The sequence below is a fragment of the Microbispora sp. NPDC049125 genome (assembly GCF_040802045.1).
Lineage (GTDB): Bacteria > Actinomycetota > Actinomycetes > Streptosporangiales > Streptosporangiaceae > Microbispora.
Window position 1 is genome coordinate 1 of the sequence record NZ_JBEZDW010000016.1, and the last position, 23768, is coordinate 23768.

The 23768-nt window shown below is 63.2% G+C and carries 23 protein-coding genes and 1 pseudogene; 15 read left to right on the top strand and 9 right to left on the bottom strand.

All coding sequences use genetic code 11. From position 1 onward, the window contains the following. Nucleotides 1-351: 351 nt before the first annotated feature. The 5 genes and pseudogenes from AB0B72_RS19910 to AB0B72_RS19930 all read left to right on the top strand — a co-directional run bounded on the left by AB0B72_RS19910 (nucleotide 352) and on the right by AB0B72_RS19930 (nucleotide 4047). Entirely contained in the window at nucleotides 352-741 is a 390-nt protein-coding gene (locus AB0B72_RS19910; protein ID WP_367740316.1) for an STAS domain-containing protein, read from the top strand. 143 nt (nucleotides 742-884) lie between these two features. Beyond that, the gene (locus AB0B72_RS19915) at nucleotides 885-1016 is read left to right on the top strand and encodes a hypothetical protein (RefSeq protein ID WP_367740317.1); all 132 of its coding nucleotides are present in this window, start codon (nucleotides 885-887) and stop codon (nucleotides 1014-1016) included. Next, complete coding sequence (locus AB0B72_RS19920) at nucleotides 1004-1312, top strand: hypothetical protein (protein WP_367740318.1); 309 nt, start codon at nucleotides 1004-1006, stop codon at nucleotides 1310-1312. The genes AB0B72_RS19915 and AB0B72_RS19920 overlap by 13 nt, the downstream gene beginning before the upstream one ends. Before the next feature lie 23 nt (nucleotides 1313-1335). After that, nucleotides 1336-2138 (top strand): annotated as a pseudogene (locus tag AB0B72_RS19925) (IS5 family transposase); the annotation flags it as partial. Nucleotides 2139-2286: 148 nt separating this feature from the next. After that, nucleotides 2287-4047: a DUF262 domain-containing protein gene (locus tag AB0B72_RS19930; RefSeq protein WP_367740319.1), complete on the top strand. Its 1761-nt coding sequence runs from the start codon at nucleotides 2287-2289 to the stop codon at nucleotides 4045-4047. A gap of 219 nt (nucleotides 4048-4266) precedes the next feature. On the opposite strand, the gene AB0B72_RS19935 is transcribed toward AB0B72_RS19930, so the two are convergent. From AB0B72_RS19935 to AB0B72_RS19960, 6 genes are all read right to left on the bottom strand, one after another. Further along, entirely contained in the window at nucleotides 4267-5415 is a 1149-nt protein-coding gene (locus AB0B72_RS19935) for a restriction endonuclease subunit S (RefSeq protein ID WP_367740320.1), read from the bottom strand. Beyond that, nucleotides 5402-6877, bottom strand: a complete 1476-nt coding sequence (locus AB0B72_RS19940) for a class I SAM-dependent DNA methyltransferase (protein WP_367740322.1) — start codon at nucleotides 6875-6877, stop codon at nucleotides 5402-5404. Before AB0B72_RS19940 ends, AB0B72_RS19935 begins: the two co-directional genes overlap by 14 nt. Before the next feature lie 408 nt (nucleotides 6878-7285). Continuing rightward, nucleotides 7286-9748 carry an EcoAI/FtnUII family type I restriction enzme subunit R gene (gene hsdR, locus AB0B72_RS19945; RefSeq protein ID WP_367740323.1) on the bottom strand — a complete coding sequence of 821 codons (2463 nt, stop codon included), beginning with the start codon at nucleotides 9746-9748 and terminating at the stop codon, nucleotides 7286-7288. Between the two features lie 517 nt (nucleotides 9749-10265). Beyond that, on the bottom strand, nucleotides 10266-14993 hold the full coding sequence (locus AB0B72_RS19950; RefSeq protein WP_367740324.1) for a hypothetical protein: 4728 nt from the start codon (nucleotides 14991-14993) through the stop codon (nucleotides 10266-10268). After that, the gene (locus AB0B72_RS19955; protein WP_367740325.1) at nucleotides 14990-15379 is read right to left on the bottom strand and encodes a hypothetical protein; all 390 of its coding nucleotides are present in this window, start codon (nucleotides 15377-15379) and stop codon (nucleotides 14990-14992) included. The genes AB0B72_RS19950 and AB0B72_RS19955 overlap by 4 nt, the downstream gene beginning before the upstream one ends. Before the next feature lie 226 nt (nucleotides 15380-15605). Further along, a complete protein-coding gene (locus AB0B72_RS19960; protein WP_367740326.1) occupies nucleotides 15606-16361 on the bottom strand; it encodes an XRE family transcriptional regulator in 756 nt (251 codons plus the stop codon). 161 nt (nucleotides 16362-16522) lie between these two features. Between AB0B72_RS19960 and AB0B72_RS19965 the strand changes: the two genes are divergently transcribed. The 4 genes from AB0B72_RS19965 to AB0B72_RS19980 are packed head-to-tail and all read left to right on the top strand — an operon-like array spanning nucleotide 16523 to nucleotide 18601. Then, complete coding sequence (locus AB0B72_RS19965) at nucleotides 16523-16876, top strand: hypothetical protein (protein WP_367740327.1); 354 nt, start codon at nucleotides 16523-16525, stop codon at nucleotides 16874-16876. Next, on the top strand, nucleotides 16860-17351 hold the full coding sequence (locus AB0B72_RS19970; protein ID WP_367740328.1) for a GntR family transcriptional regulator: 492 nt from the start codon (nucleotides 16860-16862) through the stop codon (nucleotides 17349-17351). The genes AB0B72_RS19965 and AB0B72_RS19970 overlap by 17 nt, the downstream gene beginning before the upstream one ends. Before the next feature lie 57 nt (nucleotides 17352-17408). Further along, complete coding sequence (locus AB0B72_RS19975; RefSeq protein ID WP_367740329.1) at nucleotides 17409-17966, top strand: HD domain-containing protein; 558 nt, start codon at nucleotides 17409-17411, stop codon at nucleotides 17964-17966. 59 nt (nucleotides 17967-18025) lie between these two features. Beyond that, nucleotides 18026-18601 (top strand): DUF6000 family protein, encoded by a 576-nt coding sequence (locus tag AB0B72_RS19980; RefSeq protein ID WP_367740330.1) that lies wholly within the window; start codon nucleotides 18026-18028, stop codon nucleotides 18599-18601. Between the two features lie 3 nt (nucleotides 18602-18604). Here AB0B72_RS19980 and AB0B72_RS19985 read toward each other — a convergent pair whose 3' ends face one another. Both AB0B72_RS19985 and AB0B72_RS19990 read right to left on the bottom strand, forming a co-directional pair. Beyond that, on the bottom strand, nucleotides 18605-19081 hold the full coding sequence (locus AB0B72_RS19985) for an NUDIX hydrolase (RefSeq protein WP_367740331.1): 477 nt from the start codon (nucleotides 19079-19081) through the stop codon (nucleotides 18605-18607). Between the two features lie 4 nt (nucleotides 19082-19085). Then, nucleotides 19086-19826 (bottom strand): XRE family transcriptional regulator, encoded by a 741-nt coding sequence (locus tag AB0B72_RS19990; RefSeq protein ID WP_367740332.1) that lies wholly within the window; start codon nucleotides 19824-19826, stop codon nucleotides 19086-19088. Between the two features lie 150 nt (nucleotides 19827-19976). Between AB0B72_RS19990 and AB0B72_RS19995 the strand changes: the two genes are divergently transcribed. Further along, nucleotides 19977-20195 carry a hypothetical protein gene (locus tag AB0B72_RS19995; protein WP_367740333.1) on the top strand — a complete coding sequence of 73 codons (219 nt, stop codon included), beginning with the start codon at nucleotides 19977-19979 and terminating at the stop codon, nucleotides 20193-20195. Nucleotides 20196-20372: 177 nt separating this feature from the next. Here the strand turns inward: AB0B72_RS19995 and AB0B72_RS20000 are convergent, their stop codons facing one another. Then, nucleotides 20373-20729, bottom strand: a complete 357-nt coding sequence (locus AB0B72_RS20000) for a GntR family transcriptional regulator (protein WP_367740334.1) — start codon at nucleotides 20727-20729, stop codon at nucleotides 20373-20375. 111 nt (nucleotides 20730-20840) lie between these two features. Here AB0B72_RS20000 and AB0B72_RS20005 point away from each other — a divergent pair, with 111 nt between their 5' ends. Genes AB0B72_RS20005 through AB0B72_RS20025 form a run of 5 tightly spaced genes read left to right on the top strand, consistent with a single transcriptional unit; the run spans nucleotide 20841 to nucleotide 23749 of the window. Further along, nucleotides 20841-21182, top strand: coding sequence for a hypothetical protein (locus AB0B72_RS20005; protein ID WP_367740335.1), 342 nt, complete (start codon nucleotides 20841-20843; stop codon nucleotides 21180-21182). Next, nucleotides 21175-22515: an FtsK/SpoIIIE domain-containing protein gene (locus AB0B72_RS20010; RefSeq protein WP_367740336.1), complete on the top strand. Its 1341-nt coding sequence runs from the start codon at nucleotides 21175-21177 to the stop codon at nucleotides 22513-22515. Before AB0B72_RS20005 ends, AB0B72_RS20010 begins: the two co-directional genes overlap by 8 nt. A gap of 18 nt (nucleotides 22516-22533) precedes the next feature. Further along, nucleotides 22534-23220 carry a DUF2637 domain-containing protein gene (locus AB0B72_RS20015; protein ID WP_367740337.1) on the top strand — a complete coding sequence of 229 codons (687 nt, stop codon included), beginning with the start codon at nucleotides 22534-22536 and terminating at the stop codon, nucleotides 23218-23220. An 18-nt stretch (nucleotides 23221-23238) separates the two neighbouring features. After that, nucleotides 23239-23586 (top strand): hypothetical protein, encoded by a 348-nt coding sequence (locus tag AB0B72_RS20020; protein WP_367740338.1) that lies wholly within the window; start codon nucleotides 23239-23241, stop codon nucleotides 23584-23586. Nucleotides 23587-23608: 22 nt separating this feature from the next. Then, entirely contained in the window at nucleotides 23609-23749 is a 141-nt protein-coding gene (locus AB0B72_RS20025; RefSeq protein ID WP_367740339.1) for a hypothetical protein, read from the top strand. The last annotated feature ends 19 nt before the right edge of the window (nucleotides 23750-23768 follow it).

A 23768-nucleotide genomic window follows, 5' to 3' on the forward strand; every position in this document is an offset into this window, starting at 1 on the left:
TGTCTTACCGGGAGCCTCACCTCACCCTCAACTCGTCCGGCTCGCCCGCCTCCTGTGCTCATCCTGACCAGCGTGATCAGGATGAAAATGGCTCAGTAGGGCGCTGACCGCCTCGCGGCGTCGATGCCTCTCACCTTGACGTATGTCGTCGAGGAATCTCGGCCACCTCTTGATCATTCCGCATATATGTGTGTCGCGCTCCGCTATCCGTACTCATGGCGGATCGCCATAGCTCCATCGCCGTCGCCAGTAGCCATTCAGCCATTCCATACGAGGGTTGTAACAGGTACGTGCGTTGACGCGAGATCGGACGGGCGGCACCCTCTAGGAAGAATCGAAGCAGGAGGAGCCGTGGATCTGAAGTTGGGCCACCATTCCGAGGACAATCTCACCATCGTCGATGTCGAAGGCGAGATCGACGTCTACACCGCGCCCAGGCTGCGTGAGCTGCTGATCGACCTGGTCAACAAGGGTAACTTCCGCCTGCTCGTCAACATGGAGAAGGTGGACTTCCTGGACGCGACCGGCCTTGGTGTGCTGGTCGGCGGCCTCAAGCGAGTCCGCACGCACGATGGGTCACTGGAACTCGTCTGCACAAACGAGCGAATTCTCAAGATTTTTCAGATCACTGGTTTGACGAAGATCTTCGGCATCTACGCATCTGCGGAAGAGGCCAAAAGGAAGCATCTTAACGATTGGAGTGCCGCGACACCGGACTCAAAGGACTCGGAAGATGCATAAGAGTGCGAATCTATATCGACGATGAGCAAGAACACGAGTCCATCGAGGAGAGCTTTGACGAGTTTCTCAATGCATTCGCCATATCCATTACCGATAAATTCCCTCCCGTGTGGGAATCTTGGTTCCGGGAGTTCTAGGCGCACATGAAGACTCAGGACGCCCTGCCGACAGCAGAAGAGACCATGATAAAACTCACCCGGGCGATCGACATGCAGGCGCTGCACCGGACGCAAGCCGAAATTGTTGCCGCTCAAGGCGACGCGTGGCCAAAATGATCACAGCGCTGGACAAGACACGAAACGCTATCATACAGATCGGCTCTGTGTTGCTGGTCAAGGTCGACGACCGCCTGGTCGTCAGGAACCTGACCCAGGTTGAACTCGCCCACTGGGAGCGTAATCCAGCCCTGTTCCGTGATCCGGCGGCGGCTCTGGACGAACTTCAACGCGCAGCCAAACTGGCCTCATCCGGTGAGATGTCCAGGGACTCCAATCCGGGGCGTGGGGTGGCCCCACCGACGGAATGGCCTCCGAAGATCGGCCTGCCTAAGTGGATATTTGAGAAGGGTTGATAACGGTCTCGGGATCTGGCGTCATGACGGTCGAGAGTGGCGATCATGGCTGGATGCCGCGTAAACGCCGCTATCCCTCCGATCTCACCGACACACAGTGGGCACTGATCGAACCGCTGCTGCCCGCGCCCAACACCGGCGGACGGCCAGAGAAGCACCCCTGCCGCGACACCGTCGACGCCATCTTGTACGTGGTCCGCACCGGATGCGCCTGGCGTCAACTGCCGATCGACTTCCCGCCCCGGCAGACGGTGTACTGGTACTTCGTCCGCTGGGAAGAAGCCAAGGTCACCGAACAGATGCTCGCCGTACTGCGGCGACGAGTCCGCGCCTCGCAAGGGCGGACCTAGGAGCCCTTGGCGGGGATCATCGACTCCCAGAGCGTCAAGGGAGCCGACACCGTCGGCCGCGAGTCCCGCGGCTACGACGCGGGCGAGAAGGTCAACGGGCGTTAGCGGTTCATCGTCACCGACACGCTCGGATTGCTGCTGGTCGTGTGCGTGATGGCCGCCTCGGTCCAGGACCGCGACGGAGCCAAGACCACGCTGATCAGCATGTACCTGGTCACCCCGGTCCGGCACGTATTCGCCGACGCCGGCTTCGCCGGGACGCTGGTGGACTGGACCCAGCGCGTCCTGCGCACCGTGCTGCACATCGTTCGCAGGGCACCCGGTCATTCGCGGTGATCGAACGCCGGTGGGTCGTCGAACGCTCCCTGGCCTGGCTGACCAGCCACCGCCGCCTGGCCCGCGACTACGAGCGCCACCCGGCCACCTCCGAAGCCATGATCCGCTGGGCAGCCATCAACGGCATGACACGCCGCCTCACCGCGGAAGCGCCGCAACCAGAACGCAGGGTTGCCAACCGGGACCTCTCGAAGCGTCGCGGCGGACCACGCAGGCCGGGAACGTCGCACGCGAGCGAGCCGTCGGAGAGGGCGCAGCTATGGACTTCACCGATATGAGCGCGATTGCATGAATCTGCCGCGCTGCGATGAGATGATCTCCACGTCCGATGTCGTCGGTTTGGAGATGAAGTACATGCCATCCAGTCCCCAGGAGCGTGCGCATCGGCCACAGCCGGAGAAGATCACAGAACTGGCATCCCGTGTCAAAGCTGGCGAAATCAGACTACCGAAGTTTCAGCGCAGGTTCGTGTGGACCCGAGTGCAGGTCCTGGACCTGCTTGACTCCATCTCGCGTAACTACCCCATTGGCAGCCTCCTACTATGGGACAGCCAGATGGACCTGGCCAGTGAGTACAACATCGCCGATCTCGAGATCGGACCATTCGATGAGCGTGAGCGTTGGACGTACCTACTGGATGGCTGTCAGCGCCTCTCAACGATCTGTGGCGCCTTGTACTGGGAGCCAATTGGCGATCAGCGCAGCTTTTGGAACCTCGTCTACGACCTCCAAGAGGAACGCTTCCTTCATCGGTTCGATCTAGACGATCCTCCCGCACATCAGATGCCGCTCCGCCTGTTAACGCAGCCATCGGCTTACTTCAAGCGATTGTCCCGACAGTCGGAGGAGTATGAGGAAGTCGCACACCGTCTGTTCGACCGTTTTACCAAGTATGAGACCGCTGTTGTAACGCTCAAGTCGGCTTCTTTCACCGAGGTAGGCCGGATCTTCGAGCGGGTAAATACGCGAGGGACGCCGCTGACCACTGTCGAGTTCCTACGAGCTGCAACCTGGCGCAGTGACTTCGACTTGCTTGATGCTATCGATCAGGTGCGCAATGCACTATCGGCTAAGCATTACGGCATGATAGATCGCATGTTGTTACTCCGGGCCATATCAGCAGCCGCCCATCTTGGTTTCTCGAGTAGTGATATTGAGCGACTCCCATCCCTAGAACACGACCATCTCGTCAGAGCGATCGATGAAACTGAGGAGGCCGCCCGTCGGGCAGTGGACTTCCTAACTACGGAGATCGGCACCCCTACTGCTGAGTCATTGCCCTACCCGAACCAACTGGCCGTCGTTATTGAGATCTTCCGGCAGCTTCCGGGTCCGGATGGGCGGCAGTTCTCCGAGATCCGTAGCTGGTTTTGGCGGACTGCACTCAGTGGCTACTACGAAGGTTGGAACTCCCGCAAGATGGCTGCTGACCTACAGGCGATAACAGCCTTTGCGAGGGGCGATTCTAAACGCATCGAAGTCGAGACCGTTCCACTGACTACACGGTTGTGGCTGTCACACCAATACCGCAGAGACTCGTCTCGCACGAAGGCCTTGGCTCTGATGCTTGCCACTGCCGCTCCCGTCGACCTGATCACCGATGCTGCCATTGATACTGGCAAGGCGCTTGCAGACGCAAACGGAATGCAGTTCCACCACTTCTTCCCCAAGGCCAAGCTCGATCGGGAGGGAACGAGCTATGAGCAAGCCAATGTACTGGCGAACATCATGATGCTGACAGCGATCAGCAACCAAAGAATCTCCGACCAGGCGCCACCCGTCTACCTTCAAGCGGAGATCGACTTCAGCGGCGAGGCGGAGATTAGACGCCGGCTTGACACCTGCCTGATTCCCTCTCCCGCATTTGACGCAGCGTTGCGTGATGACTATAAGACATTTCTCAGTGCGCGAGCTGAATTTTTGCTGAGCTATGCCGAGGAATTGATCCAGCGGGGAGCCAGGACAGAAGCAAACGTATCCCCGCCTGATGCAGACGCGCAGCGTCGCGCAGACGAGATCGAAGTTGTAGACAACGACACGGACGATTAACATCTGCCATCGCTGATTGTGTTCATGGGCAGACGTGCAATCTAACGAGTTAGTAGACCTCTATAACTCAGGCGGAGCTGCCCCGGGAGCCCCTGTGCCGCTTACGTCATTTCCGGCGCCCAGCCCAGTAAAGCCCCTGAATGCATTAAACTTCACTGATAGGAATTCACCGCCTTCCGTACCAACTACCTCTTGACCATCGCCAGATGCCAGCAGAGCTTAGAGTCGACCTTTCAAGGCTGCGTCAACTAGAGACGCCCTTAGTGATTTCGTTAGCTCAGAGCGGGCATTCCGATCATTCATGGAGGCTAGTTTGTCGAGTTGGCGACCGATCTGTTCCTGTCGCTCCTTAGGCGGCAGCGAAATCATCTGCCCCTCCAAATTCTTAATGCCGAGAGTTTTGTTTCGACCTGCCGAGCCAGGCGAGGCCCGACGAAGTATTTCCAACCCATGCGTAGCCGTGAAAAAGTGTCGCAGGTAGGCAGGATCGGCCCTATCAGGGTTAACTTGGTATGTCATGAAGCGGTGACTCCCAATGAATCCTCGTTCCGATTCGCCTGCGAGCGCGACTGCGCCTTCCCATGCGAAGACGCTACTAAAAAGAAGGTCTCCTGGTTCAATATGAAAGACGCGCTTACCGCCTAGCTCGGCCCCCGTAATGGGCTCCTTATGGAACACTCCCTTTCCAAACGATCTGAGCCCGATCTCGCGATAGCCTTCCATTTCTTTAACCTCAACAGGACGGCGAATAAGTTCAATTATCTCGCCGATCACGACTTCGTCTTGTGCTTCAGAAAGTGCTTGAGCGATCAGGGATTCCGCAAGAGCAGACTTGATCTCGATCCGGTGCTCATAGAGTTGCTCGACGCGGTTGATCTTCGCTACTGCCGAGTCGAGACGGGCGGCAATACGGCGCTGCTCAGGCAGGTCTGGCAGAGGGATATTGATGCTAAGAAGACGATTAGCGCCAACCCGTACCTTTCGAGCTCCAAGCCCTTTCGACTCCGCACTCAGGCGGTTCCACAATTCCGGCCACGTGCAAATATGCGCTAGATATCGTTCGTCGATTTCGCTTCGATCGATCTCGAAGGTTGGAAATTCTGGCGATAGATGGTATCCGTCGAAGTCTTGGGCGACAAGCGCGATCGCGCCTTCAAATGCCTTCAGCCTGCTCATGACCAGGCGCCCACTATGTAGTCTGTTTAGCGTTTTGTAGCTTGTGTCGACGCCCTTGATAGGCTCACGTCTAAACAAGCCGCGGCCGAAACTGTAGACACCCCCGATTGAATATGTCTTCTCAGGATCTACAAGTACCTCATCTATAGCCGGCTGGATGACATCGCCTAGTGGACGCTCAGGAAGAGACATCGGTAGCTCCCAACTCCCGCTGAAGTGAGGTAAGGAGATTCAGCATCTCCTGCTCGGTCGCGATCAGTTCACCAAGGAGTTCATCCGGTGACCTGTGATCTATGTTTTGCAGAGCATTCGGATTATTGATGTCCAGGTTGTAACCGGATGATACGACATCATCGATGGAGACTTGCCAGGATCGCGCAGTGCTAACGCGCCCCTCGCGTTCCTTTCCGCCCCACCAATCCGCACATTCTGCGAATTCCTCGTATCGTATGGGCTTGGTTTTAGCGTAGCCCTTGCGCCCCTCGGGCGGTGTAACTTCGTAGAACCATATCTGCTCCGTAGGACCTGTCTTGTTGAAGAATAAGAGGTTGGCGGGGATAGGCGTATAGGGTGTAAACACGCCTTGAGGAAGGCGGACGATAGTGTGGAGATCGCATTCGGTCAGCAATTTCTTGCGAATCTTAGCGCCGATCCCTTCGCCAAATAAGGCGCTGTTGGGAAGGACAATTGCGCATCGGCCTCCCGGCTTTAGCTTACGAATGACGGCGTGGAGGAAGAGCCATGCCGTTTCTGGGGTCTGATAGCCCGCCGGGAAGCCCTTAGCAATAGAGGCCTCCTCCTCGCCACCGAATGGAGGGTTGGTGACGATAACATGGACCTGTGTATCAGGACTCGCATCCTCGATCATTACACGTAGGGCATTGTCGTTTAGAATATTAGGGGACGGAATGCCATGCAAAATCAGATTCATTATGCACAGCAGATAAGGAAGTGGTTTTTTCTCGATGCCGCGCAGGTCATGAATAAGCCGCTGCTGGACAATGCGGCCGGTGGCTTGAGGAGACAGCTCAGCGTAGGCCTCCACAAGAAAACCGCCAGTGCCACAGGCAGGGTCGAGTATTGATTCGCCCAGCTTTAAGAAGGTCTGCTCTACCATAAAGCGAATTACGGGGCGGGGAGTATAGAACTCACCGGAATCGCCAGCCGCGTCCCGCATCTCCTTTAGCAACGACTCATACAAGAAAGCCATTGTGTGAATATCGTCACTGCTACTGAAGTTTATTTTGCGGATCTGGTTGACCAGGTCTCGAAATAGGTAGCCCGAAAGCATGCGGTTCTGTACACCGCTAAATACCTGGCCGAGAACGTTACGAGCGTCACCCGATTCGTCACTGCTCAACCCTCTGAGGTAGGGGACGAGACTATTGTTGACGAAATTCAGTAGGGCCTCACCTGTAAAGGTCTCGTCGTCGGCCCACGCCCTCCACTGATAGTCCGGTTTGATGATTGGTTCTTCACCGGTTATCTCGCGTTCCTGCTCTAGAGCGTCAAAGGCACGCAAGAACAGCAACCAAGAAAGCAGCGGTAGGCGGTCCAGGTCGCCGTTGAGGCCAGCGTCCTTTCGCATGATGTCGCGGGCCGACTTGATGACGGCAGACAACCGGGCACGAGACGTGAAATCCTGCTTCTTCATATGTGATGCCATATCGTCGGAAGTCCATTTCTGTGAGTACGCGTTCAAGAGATAGTCCAGCCCGGGAACCAACGGCCTTGGCGACACGGAGGACCAAATGTCGGGCTATGGGTTCGCGGTACAGGAGGGTCATCACAGCTGTCATGACTGCCTCCTGTCCCTTACCTATCGCCCGCAGATTCGGCAATCACGTGAGCCGACGACGTCAGCTGGAAGCCCTCGCATTGGTCCAACTCATCTGCCGCAAGATCGGCTGCGTCGCGCGATGCGCGATGCGCGACCTGGTGCCAGAGCCGAGTACGAGCTTTTCCTCTCGCTGTCGCATGGAACCAGAGTAGCGCAAGTTGAACTTATAGTCGTTTCCACTGCGTGTGATAGGCCGAAATTGACCCCATGGGTCCAAAGGTTTCAGGACGCCTCGTAAATCTGAGTGCTAAGGGCGTCGATGGCGCTCCGAAGGCCAGCACCACCGCCGAACCGGGATGCCAACTCCACGACCGTACCTAGATCGGCATAGGCAGGCGATTTCAACGCCCGGATGTCCAGCTCCTCTTCGCCGCGAGCCGCATACTGCTCCAGAATCCTCTCCAGCACTTCACGGGCATCGTAAGCGAAGGAATCTAAGAATTTTCGGTGCCGCAGTTTGAAGCGTAGAGCACGCTCTGAGCGAGATAGCACCGGGAGATTCCAACCGATGTAAATCAAAAGATCTATTGAATCGGCATCGGGGCGGCCCGTCAGTTCACCCAGATCCGCAAAGGTGATTCCGGCATTCTCGAGTCGCTCGCGTAGCTCTTTGCGGCTCTGGCCGTGAGCCCATCGGGCAAGAAGCTGATGGGGGGAGAGGTCGAGCTCTCGCAGCCGGCCCTTGACGAACTGTTCGACGCTTACTAACCGGAGCCGCATGCCCGAAGCCTCGAACTCGGTGACATACATGGCCGTCCCGAAGACGGTGACCGGGACATCGTCGACATAGTAAGTGCGGCCTTGAGCGCGGATCTCGTCGATCTCATCAGGATCAGTGATTACCGTCTGCGACTGATCGCCAGCTTTCTCATGTTCCTGATCTTGCTTCAGCGACGCCCCGGAGTCCGGATCCGGATCGGGGTCGGGGTCGGGGTCGGTCAGGTCTTCAGTAATCGTGGTAACAATGTGGCCCTCATCATCGGTTTCGTCCCGGAGCCTGCGGATCGGCGGCCCATCGAAGCCTGGGTCGTAGAACAGGCGGCTGGCCTCTACGAAGTCAATGATGTCGAAAGCGTACTTGCCCGTTTCTAACGACAGTCGGGTGCCACGGCCGATGGTCTGCTTGAACTCCGGCATCGATTTGATCACTCGAAATATGACGATGTTACGAACGGTTGGAATATCGATGCCTGTAGACAAAAGTTTAGCCGTCACTGCAATCGTCGGGACCTGAGTGGCTGCGTCGCGGAACTTGTCGAGCAGCTCCCGGCCGGCGTCGCCGTCATCCGATGTGATCCTGCAGACATACGCGTTGCCGTACTGTCGGACTAGGTCGGCATTGGCGTTATGCAGTGCCTGCACCATGCGCGAAGCATGGTCCTTTGTCTGACAGAACACGATGGTCTTAGCCATCCGGTCGGTCTTGTGCAGGTATTCGGTGAGATAACGGGCGGCAGCATCGGTGCGATCGAGAATCGCCACGATACGCTCAAACTGCTTTGGACCGTACAACTCGTCCGGAATCTCTCTGCCGTACATGTCAAGTTGGCCCTCACTCGGGCGCCACCCGAACAGGTCCAGATCGAGGCGGACGTTGCGGACCCGATAGGGAGCTAGGAAACCGTCCCGAATACCTTGTGCGAGTGAATACTGGTAGATCGGTTCACCGAAGTAGCCATAGGTATCAGCGTCCTTCCTACTGATTGGCGTCGCCGTAAGGCCCAGGTGGATGGCTGAGTTAAAATACTTCAGCACATCCTTCCATAGGGAACCCTCTACAGCACTTCCTCGGTGGCACTCGTCAACAATGACCAGATCGAAGAAGTCTGGGGCGAATTGTTTGTAGAGATCCTCTGCGTTGCCGCCTCGCGTTAGTGACTGATACAGCGCGAAATAGACGTTCCGGCTTGTCAGTGCGACACCGCGAGTCAGTTTGTGAACTGCCTCGCCGAACATCTTGACGAAATAGTCGTCTTTGGGCTGATCGACGAGAATGTTACGGTCAGCTAAGTACAGCACTCGCGGGCGCCGACCTGCCGGCCAGTTCGCGTTCCACAGTTTCGCGACGATCTGTGCAGCGACTAAGGTTTTTCCAGTTCCCGTAGCGAGAACCAACAGAACCCGCTGCTCGCCCTTCGCGATTGCCTGAACCGCTAGATTGATCGCATTCAGCTGGTAGTAGCGGGGTTCCTTCGGAGTGTTGTCCCAGTTACGGACATTCTGATTCAACGGAGCGGAGGCCAGCGCGACCTGAAGATCATCGGCAAGGCCGCGGTGGGCGCAGTAGCGGCTCCAGAGTTCTTCCGGCGAGGGGAACTCTGTGATCTCGTGAGTCAGACCAGTGCAGGAGTCGATCTCGATCGTTCGCCTCCCGTTGGTGGTGTAGGCGAACGGCACGTCCAACAGCTCAGCGTATCGTTTCACCTGCTCGAAACCATCGGCAGGATCTCGGCGAGACCGCTTGGCCTCAACTACAGCCAACGGCAGACCATCAGAATATTCAAGCAGGTAATCAGCGATCAGGGGGCGCTCCTGGCGGTGACGGCGCGCAGTGGGCTGTATCCGCCCACGGCTGATGCGGTACTGACCTTTGATCTGCTCGGTGCTCCATCCGGCCTGAGCTAGCGCGGGAAGGACGAAGCGCTTGCAGGTTTCGTCTTCAAGAGGGCCGTTACTGGAGATCACAGCATCAGTTGTACCCGGAGGCGGCGACATTCTTCGGACTTTTGATGTCATCAACCCACGATCCTCCTCTAGGCCACGATCTTCAACCAGGTCCTGAGTGCCCGATCATGCGATCAAATCCGACCCCTTGGTCACGACTGCTGTACCAGCGGAGGAGGCCATGGCGACGCTAGGCCACACGGCGGGGCTCTTGCGGTTGATGCTGGCACCGCGAGACCCTGCGACGTCATGCTTGCCGTCCGTACCGCCAGAAGGTTAACCGGTGTCTCGTCTCGGCGTTTCAAGACGCGCGCAGGTGGCGCCGGCCGGGACCGGCCGAAGAGCCGCAGCCCGGGCGGCTGGCCGACCGGCGCGCGAGGCGGGCCGCCGTAGGCGGCTCGCCCTTGATAGCGAGAAGAAAAGTTGCTTCCGGCCGTGTCCTGCCCCCTGTGTCCTGCCCCCGCTGTCCTGCCCCCGCCCTCCTGACACGCGACGCCCGCAACGGCCTTCCTAACCCAGCAGCCAGCCTGCCTGATATTTAGCGCAGCGCCGAGAGGGCTTGCGCGGCTTCGAGCGCCACTCGCCGCCAGCCTCGAGAGACCCAGTGGAGTTCGAGTTCTAACCGCATGAGGTCCAAGCGATCCCAGGTCCTTGTGAACGCGTCATGCAGGGGGGTTCCGGGGGAGGCCGCATTGAGTAGTGCCCGGACCCACAGGGGGCCGGCACGGAGTGCGTGCTTCCAGTTGATGAGGTCATCGGTGAGCCGGATCCCGTGCTCGGCCTCGACAATGAGGACGGCGCTCGCGGCCCACGGGCGGGACAGCGGTCTCCCAGACACCCTGATCTCCTCGGCGGCGCCAGCGAAGGCGTCCGCCGCCCAGGGGTGGTGCGTGAGCCAGGCGGTGCCCCACAAGGTGGTCTGCGGGTGGAGGCCTTGGGGAGATTTGGCGTTGGGTGGTTCGTCGAGATTGAGGCGCTGGCCGTAGCGGCGCAACGTCCAGGCCGTCCAGCCCATCGAGATCCAGAAGTCGTGGTAGTCCCGCAACATTCCACGGTCAGTGCCTATCCTAAAACGGGCGGCCACCAGCCCGGCCGCGTCGGCAGGGGTCACTAACCCGGCGCTGAACAGAGCTTCCACGAGGGAGCCGAGAGTCTGGATCGGCGCGGTCAGCAAAAGCCATCGCGCCTCGTCGTAACTGACAACCTCCGCGACGGCCGACGCTGAAACGTCGCTGAGCACGATGACCAACGCTGCTGCCCCGGCCGCGTCGGCGGCGTTGTGCCGCTGCAGCCGCCTCCGGAGCCGCGAGGCGTCCATAACGGCGGCCATTTCCCGAGCGGCATTGGCACCCCTGGCACCGGCGATCTCGATAAAGCCTGCAGCGAGTATAGGGTGTGTGATCAGGCCGATCTCTGCCGTCCACAGCCGCCGGAACGCCTGCGCGGCCGAGTCGGGGATCAGGTTGGTTAGCACACGGTTCTCCACGGCGATGAGCCCGTGCAGGAACGCAAGCTGCTCGAACGCGTCTCCCTCGTCGGCGAGGTCGTGCATGGCCTCCTCGACGGCGGCGGTCACGCGCGGTGACTCGGTGAGCCGCGCGGCCTCTTCCGGGGAGATCGCGGCGACGGCGGCCAGGATAGGTGCGACGGACCGGCCAGGGGCGTGCACCAGGATCCGCTCCAGCCGGGCCGACCGCCGCCGGACCAGCGCCACAGCCCGGTCAGTGTCGAGTTTGCGCAGCAAGTTGAGAGCCTCGGGCAGGTCCCCGAGGGGAACGTTCAGCACGCGGTTGGTCCAGTCGCCGCCGGACCTATCGAGCTCGTCCACCTGGTCAAACGACGCCAACAGCCGCCCACCGGGATCGGGCTCCCCGTTGAGCACGAGGGTCGTGGTGACGGCTGTGGCGGCTCGCAGCGCGTTGAGCGCGTTGCCGTAGTTTGCGATGTGTTCGAATAGACGGTGTTTCTGGTAGGTGTCACTGTCGGCCAGCCACTCGGCGAAATCGGTCTCGATGCCGGGGAACAGAGCCACGCCGAGCTCGTGGAAGGCCGTGAGAGCTCCAGGATCCCGCGTTTCGGTCATTCGGGCGAGCATGGTAGGCCGGAGGATTATCCCGCGGTTCCGGATCCGGTCCAAGAAGTCGCCGCCGAGCGCCGACGGGGCCGCGAGTAGCAGCGCCAGACGGGGGGCTCGCTCGATGTTCGAGTGACGGATCCCCTGCTCGACGACCTCTAGAGCATTCTGCTCCGCGGCAGCGAGCACGGTACTGCGCGCTGCAGCGAAGCCCTCGATGAGGTGGCTCAGGACGCTGACGCGGCTGTCATCCCATAGGTTGTCGATCAGGAAATCCCGGCCGAGCGCGGCGGCGAGCGCCTGTGCGAAGCCATCTTCCAGCACACCGCACCGCTCCTCGATCCACGCAGCAGTGCGAAGCGTCAGGCTTGCACTCACCGCGTCATTGGTGGCGGTCATCCGGGCGGCCAGCGACTGGACGAGGTCGTGATCCACCAAATCACCCAGCAGCCGCAGCGAGCGCATCGCGAGGTCGGGCCGGACCTTACCGATCGCAACCAACAGGCGAGCTACATCCTGCGGGACACCAGTACGGTAGAGCGTCGCCGACCAATGGGTAATATCAAGCTGGGCCGCCAGCAACCCGGCGAGGGTGCGGTCGCGGCGGCGGCACAGGTCGAGCGTTGCGCTGAGCTCTCCCGGGCGCGCTTGACGTGCTTCCCCGAGCAGCTGCCGTACCAAGCGTTCTGCCGCCGGTTCGTCGCCGATAAACCGGGCCAGGATCGTCCTCGCCGCGAGCTGTGGCAGCCCCGGCCAGACCCCGGCCTCGGCGGGGCGCCGGACGAGCTCCTCGCCGACGGAATCCCATGTCGCGAGCTCGGCGCGCAGCTCACGACGGTCGGAGACGCGTTCGGCCCGTCGGGCGAAGTCGATCACCAAGAGCGCGTCGTCCACGGTCGGTGGACTCATGGGTTGAAGCAGCGCGGAGCCGAGGTCCGCCGAGACCACCTGGTCCAGCAGGGAGAAGCGGGTGAAGGCCCGGAGCAAATTGCGGCGGACGCCTGCGGGCCAGCGCTCCTCCTTCAAGCACCGCTCGGCCAGAATGAACAACCTCGTGATGGTCTCGTCCGCCCCCAGGGAGCGGCTGCTGGTGTCTTGCTGAAAGTTGTAGATGGTCTCTAAGGTCGCGATGATCGTTGGTAGCGGTGGGTGGTAATCGGCCTGGTCGAGGGCGAACTCGTAGAACCTCTCGGCCAGGGCAGCCGTGACCCGGGGCGGCAGCTCGGACCGCACAGCAGCGAGCACCTCGTTGACGGTCGCGAGATCGATCCAGCCCTGCGCCCAGACCTCCCACGCTGTCACTCCCTCGGAGTTAGGGCGGCTGAGGGCCCGGACGAGAGGGGCGAAGACGTACCGGTGGTAGCGGAGGTACCGGACGGCCGTCGCCAGCTCCTCCTGCCGGTGCGCCTCGGAGAGAAGTCGCTGCACATAGTTCTCCACGATGGGACGTGCGGCCCGGTCCGCCGCGAACCTGTCGAAGTTGAAGCCGATACGGCCCCCCCGGCGCACCTGCCGAACGAGGATCGCGCGGCACAGGAAGCCACTGTTGATCCGCACGGCGTCGAGTGCGTGGTTGTACTCGGCGCCGAGGCGGACCAATACGTCCACGCCGGCGGCCGCCAGAGCGAGGGGGCACCAGAGGTTGTATCGGCCCAGAGCGGCCACGTGCCGTAGCGCGCTCTCCGCTGCAGGAGTGATGTCTCCGATCCTGGACCGCCAGATCTCCTGGATGATATGCCGTTCGGCGTCCGGGTCGTACCATCGAGCTCCAAGATGGACCATGGCCCACAGGTCGAGGCCGACGACCTCCTTGAGTCGGGCGCGAGCCGCCTCTAACCGTTCGACGCTCCAGCCCGCGTATCCCGTGGAAAACTGCGGGGACACCAGTTTGGTAATGATCCCTGCGGCCTCGTCGTCGCGAATGGAGGATTGCGACAACCCTGGACGGTGCTCCCAGCTGCGCTGGATATCGGTCTGTGTGCTCTCCAGGGATACCAGCACGCTTACGCCGTAGCCGGACTCCGGGTCAATGCGGTTGAGTTCGTCCAGCTTAGCGACGAACTCCGACCATGTGGGGCTCCAGTCGATTCCGTCGATGACCAGCAGGCAGCGGTCGGCCTCGTCGCGAAGTCCTAGCGCGTACTTTTTCAAAGCGAGCAAGAGCCCGTCGGCGTCACTAATCTCGGCGGCGGGTTCGAGGTCCACGGTGTGCCAGTTGACTGCTCTCAGCCGGTCGCGGACGTCGCAGAGGATCCAGGTCTTGCCGCGGCCGACGGCTCCGCCAACCGTTGCGACGCCAGGGTGGTTCTCCTGGAAGTAGTCCACCAGCTGGGCGACCTGCTCGACGTCGAGTCGAATCTCCGTGCCGTCCACCTCGGCTCCGCCCTGCCGCCGCAACGTGTTCTCCTGCAGCCCGGCCTCCTTCAGGAGGTGGCCGAGATGGCCGGGACGCATCGCGAGGTAGGGGTTCAGGCCCTGGTGTCCGCCCCAAATGGTCGCGAGCGGCGTCTTGCGTTCTTTCTGCACTGTGTGGAGGCGGTCCATTACCGCCGACAGGGTCACCAGGCCCCTGTCGTCCGGGACGGCTGACACGGTGATCGCGTCGTGAAGCTCCTCGGTAAAGGGGCTCATGGCGTCGGCCTTCAAAGCGTCGCGGGCCTTGGCGTGGCCGGGGACGGCCGCTACGGTCATAACCGTCTTGTTGGAGCGTTTGTCCGGCTCGTCGGGGTCGACGAAGAAGTTCTCGATGTCTGCATCGGCCCCTTTGAGAAACTCGGCGCCCGCCTTGCAGCAGTCCAGGATGATTGTGACGGACTGCGCCGCTGACGTTCGTGCCCACTCCTGCACGTCGGCGAAACTGAGACCGGAGGCGTCCAGGTCGCTCCGTTTCGACTGAGCCGAAGACAAACATAGTTTGCCGCTCCGCTCGCCGATGTCGGCGTGGCCGCTGTAGTAGAGCAGCAGGTGTTCGTTCTTGGCGCCGACGAGAAAGTTCAGGACGGCGGTCCGCAATTCCAGCACGCCCGGGTTCGGCAGCGACTCGACCGCGAAGATCCCGGTCGGGGAGTCGCGGAACGCCCTAGTCATGTTCTTCAGGTCGTTCGGCGGCCCGAGGAGGTTATCGAACTTGCTTTCTGCACCATACGTCCACACGCCTATGAGGAGCGCTCGGTACCGTTCCGGAACGCTCATTTCAGGTGCTTGGCGACGTCTTTGGCGAACCGTAGAAGAGTTTCGTCGGAGATGTTCCGCCCCTCCACCGTTGCGCGCACCTCGGCGCCATCGGCCGCCCGGAACGTCAGCCGTGCGAGCCGGTCCCCTCGCTGCTGGAGCCAGACTTTCACCACACTGCACAGCGCGGTCAATCCCGCGCCTCCCGCGATCAAAGCCTCGACTGTCGAGCCGAGGTCCACGCCGCCCTTGGTCCCCGCCTCCTCCTGTTCGGTCAGGCGGACGCCCTTGGCGCGCAGAGAGCGGCGAAGATCGTTTACCTGCTCTAGGAACGCGCCATCCTGGCGGCCATATACGCGGCTAGCAGTCTCGATACTTACCGCCATATTCCCATACTCATCGCTCATGGAGTTATCATCCACACCGAAGCAAGATCATGCGGGTAAACTCCACGGGTGAGCTTGTTCCGGCCGACAGAATGGGCAGTTTGATAGCTTCCGATCAACTGTGGGCAGCCGGTTCACCGTCATCGACGATGGCGCCCATGCGTGCGAATCTGCGCGTCTACCCCTAGCGCGACCAGAAGCTCCATCTCAGCCGCTAGATGTTTGCAGTAGTGAATGCGCACCATCGCTACTTCTTGCCCCCAACTACTGCTTCTGATACTAGGCAGGGGCGAGCGGTGGCCCAGACGCGTTCGAGGCTAGTGAGGTAGACGGCAGTGCTGTCTTCGTCCTCGGTAGTTGTCAGGTGGAGCACGGGGGCTTGGGCTGCTGGGGTGCCGTAGGCGTGCACGTTGATGAGTAGGTCGTTGTCCGCTCGGTAGATCGAGTTGTACAGCACGGTCTGGTGAAGGCGGATCTCCACGCCGTCGACCTGGTGAAGTGGGCTGTACAGGGTGAGGGCGTTGCGGACGCGGGCGGCCATGACGTCGGCGCCGATGCCTTCTTCGGCTCCTCGGGCGGCTACTTGCGGGCTGTCGGGGTCGCCGAGAAGGATGCGGACCTTTGCGCCTGCGCGGGCTCGGCTGGCGAGTAGGCGGATCATGCCGGTGTCTTCGGCGAGGAACAGGCTGCTGTAGGTGAGGATGTCGATCTCACGTTCCGCGGCTTGGAACAGCCGGCGCCAGACGCCTTGGGGGACGGCCCAGCGGTGGGGGTAGACGGCTTGGACCTCGTGGGTGATGGTGCGCCGGGGTGGGGCGACGTCGGGCCACAGGTCGCCTTCGTCGGCGTGGAGGAGCTCGGCGATGGCCCAGCGGTGTCGGGGGTAGGGGATACGGCCGTTGAGCCAGCGATCAACGGTCTTGGGGTCGACTCCGAGCGCGGCGGCGACGTCGACGGGCTGAAGGCGGGCCCTGGCGAGGGCGTGGCGGAGGGTGTCGCTCACCGGGGGGCCTCCTGACTGGTCGGCTCTGTGACCGACCGTAGCACAAGACGTCCCTAGACGTCCCTCAGTCGTGGTGGAGAGGTTCCGTCCCGCGTCAGAAGCTCGTTCGACATGGGCGCACCCGGAAGCGCCCGGCCGTCGAGACGAAGGAGCGTCAGGCCATGGAGCCGATGAGACCGATCAAGGAAAAGCAGCGGGCCTACCAGGAACAGCTCTTGCGGGAGCTACACGATGAGCTGGTACCGCGCGGGGTCACCGCGGTGTTGATCGTCGACACCAGCGACCGGCCCGCGCTGGACGTGACCGACAGCCGGTTCCGGCCGCGCCGCGTCTACGTGCATCTCGCGTTCTTGTGGTTCTACTGGGGCGACCAGCACGACGAGCGGGTCTCCTGCCTGCGCATCGGTTCGGCGGCCGACTGGATCGAGAAGGCCGCGCGGGACGGCTGGCACGAGGGCGATCAGGGAGAGCTCCACGTCGACCTGGGCAAGGTCCTCGATGCCCACCGGATGTGAGATGCGTGAGGACTGGCTGACCGGCGGACAGATCTGGGGGCAGATCGCCGACCGCCTGCGCGATCGCATCACCAACGGGACCTATCCGGCAGGGACGCTGATGCCCTCAGAGTCGGCCCTGTCGGCGGAGTTCCGCATTGCCCGCAATACCGTTCGGCGTGCCTGCCGTGGCCTGGAGGCCGAAGGGCTGATCGTCACCGTTCCGTCCATGGGCCGGGTCGTCCGTGCCGGCAAGGAGGAGCCGGTAGTCGTGCCGTACCGATATCAGGTCCTCGCGCAGAGGCTCCGCGAGCGGATCGAGCGGGGCGAGTTCGGAGGGGAAGTTCCCCTTCCGAGTGAGGCGGAGTTGCGTTGGCTGTATGAGGCGTCCCGTAACACGGTGCGGCAGGCGTTCGCCGAGCTGGAAAGCGAAGGGCTGGTCGTGTCGATCCAGGGCAAGGGGCGGTTCGTCCGGCCTCGGGACGAGACGTCCTAGGACGTCTCCACTCGGAGGGGAGGCCAGCCAGCACTTGGTACCCCTATCGTCGAAGATGTGGGACAAGCTGAGTGGGCGCGCGACCTGGCCCGACGTCTGCTGGAGGCGCCGCTTCCCCGGCGCTGGGCGCACACCCAAGGGGTCGCCTCGCAAGCCGTATCCCTGGCCTCGATTCTTGGCGGCGAGGCCGACATGCTGACTGCCGCCGCCTACCTCCACGATGTCGGCTACTCCCCCGAGCTGGTCGACACCGGGTTTCACCCGCTCGACGGCGCCCGCTACCTGCGAGACGTTGCGGGCGCCGATGAGCAACTGTGCCGCCTGGTCGCCCATCACTCCTGCGCGGTCAACGAGGCCGCCGAACGTGGACTACTCGACATGCTCAACAGCGAGTTCACCCAGGAACGGCCAGAGCTGGTCGAAGCGCTGACCTACTGCGACATGACCACCGGCCCCGACGGCCGGCATCTCGACGTGGCCGACCGGCTCGCTGAGATCCATTCGCGCTACGGCCCGGATCACCTGGTCAGCCGCTCAATAAGTGCGTCGACGCCCTGCATCCTGGCTGCAGTACGGGCTGTGGAAAGGGCCCTCACCTCGTCTGCGCAGGCGTAAATGGCAGAGTTGTACCACAATGACGAATCGTGCGGCTCCCTACTCCCGACGACCCCCAGATGACGGCTGCGGTTGACCGCTATGTGCGTCCGCGCATAGGAAAGGCCCCTCGGTACTTAGAGCTCCTGCATGGCAACTTTCTTGCGCTCACGGAGAAGGTCCGCGTGCGATTCGGGCGAAAGCTGGTCGCCTCTGCTCGCCAGGCGACTGACGACGACCTTGCCCTGCTCCTTGACGGGGAATGGCGCTCTCGCCTTACCGCGGCCTGGCTGATTGGCGTGGACCACCGCACGCAATTCCGCGAGCGGCTCGGCATGATGCTTCTGGAGAGTGAACTTGTTTACTCAGGTCAGGGGTACTGCTTCGCGCTTGCTAGGTTCGCCGACGAAGCCTCCGCTGGGCATCTGGTCACCTACCTAGACCGGTACCTCCCAGATCCGCAGTGCTACTACAACCAGGACTGGGCAATGGGCGCGCTGCTTCATCTGGACGCGCAAATGGGAACAGATCGCGCAAGACGCTTCTTCGAACCAAGCGGGCTATGGGTTGGATCGGCCTTCGGCCGTCTCGATCCAGCCGAGCTGAAGGCGCAGATCGACGCGCTGTGCTCGTTCGTGGACAGTGTCAGCTCCTGAACCTCACCCGATGTGCGGCAAGCCGACGCCGGTGAGGTAGTGGCCGATCCGCAGGGCCATTGAGCGGTCCATCGGCAGGGCCTCGACCAGATCGCGCGGCACCCATCGGACTTCGGTCGACTCGCTGCTCGGGGTCGGGTCGCCGCTGATGGCGCGGGCGGTGAGCACGATGGAGAACTCTTGCCGGGCCTCGCCGTTGGAGGTGTAGAGGATCACGTGGCGGGGGTCGGTGTAGGTGCCGACGAGGCCGATGATCTCGCAGGTGATGCCGGTCTCTTCAAGGGTCTCGCGTACGGCAGCCTGTGGGAGGGATTCGCCGAGGTCGATGGCGCCGCCGGGAACGGCCCAGTTGTCGTTGTCGCTGCGGCGGATCATCAGGATGTCACCGGCGTCGTTGGTGACGACAACATTGACCGACGGGACCAGGCTGTTCGGCGCAGGGGCGTCGGGGTCGTCGTAGTAGTCGATCCGGCGGGCCATGATCTCAGGATTCTACCGGTGTGGCCTGCTCCCACACCCGGTCAAAGCTGTCGACATACGTGGTGACCATGTCACCACCGACGACCTTCCGCAGGTGCAGGACAGGGGCGTTGCCGGCGGGTGTGCCGTAGACGTGGGTGTTGACGAGAAGTTGATCGTCCCCGCGGTAGATCGAGTTGTACAGCACCGTCCGGTGAAAGCGGATCTCCACCTCGGCGAACCCCCGGAGCGGCTTGTACAGGACGAGGACGTTGCGGATTTTGGCGGCCATGCCGTCGTCGATGCCTTCGTCCGCGCCGCGCTGGGCAACCTCGGGGCTGTCGGGGTCGCCGAGCAGGATGCGGACCCGGACTCCGGCGGCGGCCTTTTCGCCGAGCATGCGGACGATGCCGGCGTCGTCGGCGAGGAACAGGCCGCTGTAGACGAGGATGCCGATCTCTTCCTGGGCCTGGGCGAACAGACGTCCCCAGGCGTCCCGGGGGACGGCCCAGCGGTGTGGGTAGACGGTGACGATCTCGCTTTCGGAGGCTGAGGCGACCTGTTCGCGGGTCAGGGCCTCGGGCCACAGGTAGGTCTCGTCCATGCCGAGGTGGGTGGCGACGGCGTACCTGTGCTTTCGGTACGGGGCGCGGCCTTTGGTGATCCACCGCTCGACCGTCTTGGGGTCTACCTCGATGGCCTCCGCCAGGTCGGCGACGCTCACTCCCCGTTCTAACAGGGCCGCGCGTAGTCGCTCGTTGGCCATTTCACCTGCCGCGTCGGGACGTCCAGGGACGTGGCAATCGTAGACGGGACGTCTTGAACATGTCCCGTCGTGTAGTGATCTCGTCCTGCCCTTCTCCCGCAATCTCGGTGTCACAAGGCACCACGACCTGCGGCGAAAGGAGAAGGGACCATGACACACACCACAATCACTCCCACCGAGGAGACCCCGGACTGCGACTGCGGGGCACTGCTGAAGCACGGGCAGACCCGCTGCAGCAAGTGCCTGGCCCGTGACCGCTGGGCCCGGCGCGACAAGGCCCGGCGCCGTGCCGCCCGACGTCGTGCCCTCACCCGGCGTCCCCCGCGCAGCCCGCTCAGCGCCGCCGCGAGCGGGGTGATCTGGTCATGAGCGCACTGCCTCTGATCATCGCCCTCGCGCTCAGCACGGCCGTGGCCGTCGGCTACGCGGCCGTCCTGGTCGGCCTCAAGCGGGAAGACAAAGCGATGTTCGATGGAGCCGCCTGCGGCGACCCCGCGGCGCGGCTGGCCCGGCGCGTCACCGGGTTACACGTGCGCAACGGCGGCCCTACGTCTCGGATCGCTGAGACAGCGTCGCTTCGACCCGTGCCAGGCGTTCGGCCAGGTCCCGTACGGCGGTGCGTAGCTCGATGACCTCGCTCGCCACGTCCCCTGCCGGCCTCGGCTCGACCTCGGGGGCGTCCTCGCGGACGAAGACTCCCTTGCCCTGCTGGCCGATGACCAGGCCCTCGTTCCGCAAGATCCCGACCGCGAGTTTCACGACGCTGAGCGAGGCGTCGTATCGGGTCGCGAGTTGGGCGGTCGACGGCAACGGGGCACCGGGCGGCAGAGATCCGCCGCGGATCTGCTCGCGCAGATCGTCGGCGATCTGGAGGTAACCGGGCCGTCCCGTCTTCTTGACCATCGCCCCTTATCTCAGCACAGCAACACGACCAAGCCAACCGAGAGAACATTGACAGCCAAGCCAACCTAGTTAACTATGTTGGCATCGCATCGAGTCCAAGGAGGTCCACACATGCGCACCATCCCGATCCCCGTCGACGTCACCAAGCTTCAGTTCGTCTGCGTCCGCGCACCCCGCCCGCGCGTCCTCAACCAAGACACCGGCGAGATCAAGACCGACAAGAACGGCAACACCGTCTACGAGATCGTCCTGTCGGTGGAAGACGAGTTCGGCCGGATCGAACTCGTCAAGGTCGGCACCTCCGGCGAACCGCAGATCGCCGCCGGGCAGGACGTCACCCCGATCGGCCTGGTCGGCTACGTCTGGGAGATGTCCAGGGGCGGTGAGGCCCGCTGGGGGATCAGCTACCGGGCCACCTCGATCGTCCCGGCGGGGGTGGCCGCCCATGCGTGACGCCCTGGTGCCGATGCTCGCGGGTCTGGCCGCTGCGGCGGCCGGCCTGTGGGCCTGGCGGCGCTTCCACTACCGGTCGTACTGGCTGCTTATCGGCTTCCCGCTGATGGCCATCACCGTGCGGGCGACTTGGCGCACGGTCGCCCTCGGCTGCGGGCTGACCAAGAAGCGGCAGCGTTTCTGGTTCACCACCGTCCCGCGCCTGATCGCCTCCACCGGGATCGTCAAGGTACGGCGGCGTTTCCAGCGGGTCGCGGTCGACACCAAGCCGTGGATGTGGCTCCCCCGACCCACCGTGCACGGCTGGCGCGTCACCGTCCACACCTTGGAAGGGCAGATCCCCGCCGACTTCTCTAATGCGGCCGAACGGCTGGCGCACTCCTGGGGTGTGCACGCGGTCCGGGTCTCCTCGCCCCGGCCGGGCCGGGTGGTCCTGGCCGCCACCGTGCGAGACCCGCTCGTCCGCCTCGACCACCTCCCGGCCTCCGGTGACCTGCTCACCGTCCATGTCGGGCGGCTGGAGACCGGCGGACTGTGGACGGTCGACTTCCGGACCGTGCCGCACTGGATCAACGCGGGCGCCACCCAGTCGGGCAAGTCCAACCTCGCCAACGCCCTGCTGGTCGGGCTGGCGCCGCAACCGGTCGCCCTGGTCGGCGTCGACCTCAAAGGCGGCGTCGAGTTCACCCCCTACGCGCCCCGGCTGTCGGCCCTGGCCACCACACGCGCCGAGAGCGTGAGCCTGCTGGATGACCTCGTCGCGCTCATGGTCGACCGGATGGGCCTGTGCCGTGCGGCCGGCGCCCGCAACATCTGGCAACTCCCGCCAGGCGTTCGCCCGGTCCCGGTCGTGGTGCTGGTCGACGAGCTGGCCGAGCTGTACCTGATGGCCGACAAGTCCGAGAAAGACGAGATCGCCCACACCTCAACCGCGCTGCTGCGGGTCGCCCAGCTCGGCCGGGCGTTCGGCATCTACCTGTTCTGCTCCGGCCAGCGGATCGGCTCCGACCTCGGCCCCGGCGTCACCGCGCTGCGCGCCCAGTGCTCCGGGCGCATCTGCCACCGGGTCAACGACCCCGAGACCGCGACCATGACCCTCGGCGACCTCGACCCCGCCGCCCTGGCCTCCGCCCGCGCCATCCCCGCCGAAACCCCCGGCGTCGCCATCGTCGCCTCACAGGACGGCCAGTGGTACCGCGCCCGCTCCTTCCACGTCGCCGAGCACACCGCCGAACACGCCGCCCGCACCTACGCCCACCTCACCCCCGACTGGGCCGACATCGTCCGGCCCGACCGGGATGAGGCCGCGCTGTCTGACCTGCTGTCCGCCTGACGACGAAAGGGGGTAACGATGCGACGCCTCGCCTGCTGGCTCCTCGACACCGGGCCGGTCCTCGTCCTGGCCGCCATCGCGGGTGCCGGATCGTTCACCCACATCCGCGACACCGCCACCACCCACGGACAGACCGGCTGGATGTCCTGGGCAGTGGCCGTCTGCGTCGACCTCACCTGCGTCATGGCCGCCCGCGAACGCCAACGCGACAAGAAAACCGGCCGTGTACGAAGCGGCGTCGTGTCCTGGCCGACGCTCGTCCTGGCCGGCGGGATCGTCCTGTCCCTGGCCGCCAACCTCCACCAAGCCGAACCCACCCTGTGGGGCTGGCTCACCGCCGCCACCCCCGCCGGGGCGTTCCTCATCGCCGTCTCAATGCTCGAACGCCGCACCACCGGCCCGCAGTCGTCCCCGGCGCCCGTCCTGGCCCCGTCCCCGGTCGGCGTTATGCCGTCCTCGTCCGTCCCGTCGTCCCAGGCTCCGGCGCTCGTCCCCGCACCCGGTCCCGCCACCCAGGACGGGCAGGACTGCGAGGTAGGACCGTCCCCGGCGCTGGTCGACTACGCCCGCCGCGTGGCCGACGAACACCACGCCAAGCACGGCAGACCGATTACCCGCGACCTGCTCCGCGCCCGGCTCGGGGTGTCCAACCAACTCGCCTCCGACCTGCTCCGCACCCTGCGCACCGCATCTGAGTCCGCCTGACGAAAGGAGACCCATCCCATGGACAACGACGACCACCGTCCCGCGCTCATCACCGGCCTGCGCGCCCTGGCCGACTTCCTGGAAGCCAACCCGGCCGTCCCCGCCCCGTACCGGATCAGCGGGTGCCACTTCCCCACCCGGGCCGACGACGAGGTGATGTGCGCCGAGATCGACCAGATCGCCGCGCTCCTCGGCTCCGAGATCGACTCCCTCAGGGGCGAGTACGGCCACTACGCCACCTCGATCGGCTTCGGCCCGGTGACCTATGAGGCCGTGGCCATCCTCGCCGCCCGCCGCGCCCGGTATCAGGCGGACGCCAGCTACGACGGCTGCGTCCAGCCCAACACTCCCGCCCACGCCGCTTAACGACAGAAAGGAACCCACGCCAATGAACGACACCGAACCGGCCCCACCACCGCCGCCCACGGAGGTCACGCCCAAGCACTGGCAGTGCTGCCACTGCGGCGGGGGCGGCCTGGACTCCTACGGCGACACCTGCCGCCACTGCGACGGGCTCGGCTTCTGCTAAAGCCCGTGAGCGCCCCCGG

Coding starts and splice junctions, on each gene's coding strand:
- AB0B72_RS19970 (WP_367740328.1), top strand. CDS start 16,860: ATGCCCACCGGATGTGAGATGCGTGAGGACTGGCTGACCGGCGGACAG.
- AB0B72_RS19995 (WP_367740333.1), top strand. CDS start 19,977: ATGACACACACCACAATCACTCCCACCGAGGAGACCCCGGACTGCGAC.
- AB0B72_RS20005 (WP_367740335.1), top strand. CDS start 20,841: ATGCGCACCATCCCGATCCCCGTCGACGTCACCAAGCTTCAGTTCGTC.
- AB0B72_RS19915 (WP_367740317.1), top strand. CDS start 885: ATGAAGACTCAGGACGCCCTGCCGACAGCAGAAGAGACCATGATAAAA.
- AB0B72_RS20000 (WP_367740334.1), bottom strand. CDS start 20,729: ATGGTCAAGAAGACGGGACGGCCCGGTTACCTCCAGATCGCCGACGAT.
- AB0B72_RS20015 (WP_367740337.1), top strand. CDS start 22,534: ATGCGACGCCTCGCCTGCTGGCTCCTCGACACCGGGCCGGTCCTCGTC.
- AB0B72_RS19990 (WP_367740332.1), bottom strand. CDS start 19,826: ATGGCCAACGAGCGACTACGCGCGGCCCTGTTAGAACGGGGAGTGAGC.
- AB0B72_RS19935 (WP_367740320.1), bottom strand. CDS start 5,415: ATGTCTCTTCCTGAGCGTCCACTAGGCGATGTCATCCAGCCGGCTATA.
- AB0B72_RS19965 (WP_367740327.1), top strand. CDS start 16,523: ATGGAGCCGATGAGACCGATCAAGGAAAAGCAGCGGGCCTACCAGGAA.
- AB0B72_RS19980 (WP_367740330.1), top strand. CDS start 18,026: ATGACGGCTGCGGTTGACCGCTATGTGCGTCCGCGCATAGGAAAGGCC.
- AB0B72_RS19940 (WP_367740322.1), bottom strand. CDS start 6,877: ATGAAGAAGCAGGATTTCACGTCTCGTGCCCGGTTGTCTGCCGTCATC.
- AB0B72_RS19950 (WP_367740324.1), bottom strand. CDS start 14,993: ATGAGCGTTCCGGAACGGTACCGAGCGCTCCTCATAGGCGTGTGGACG.
- AB0B72_RS19955 (WP_367740325.1), bottom strand. CDS start 15,379: ATGAGCGATGAGTATGGGAATATGGCGGTAAGTATCGAGACTGCTAGC.
- AB0B72_RS20020 (WP_367740338.1), top strand. CDS start 23,239: ATGGACAACGACGACCACCGTCCCGCGCTCATCACCGGCCTGCGCGCC.
- AB0B72_RS19985 (WP_367740331.1), bottom strand. CDS start 19,081: ATGGCCCGCCGGATCGACTACTACGACGACCCCGACGCCCCTGCGCCG.
- AB0B72_RS19930 (WP_367740319.1), top strand. CDS start 2,287: ATGAATCTGCCGCGCTGCGATGAGATGATCTCCACGTCCGATGTCGTC.
- AB0B72_RS20025 (WP_367740339.1), top strand. CDS start 23,609: ATGAACGACACCGAACCGGCCCCACCACCGCCGCCCACGGAGGTCACG.
- AB0B72_RS20010 (WP_367740336.1), top strand. CDS start 21,175: ATGCGTGACGCCCTGGTGCCGATGCTCGCGGGTCTGGCCGCTGCGGCG.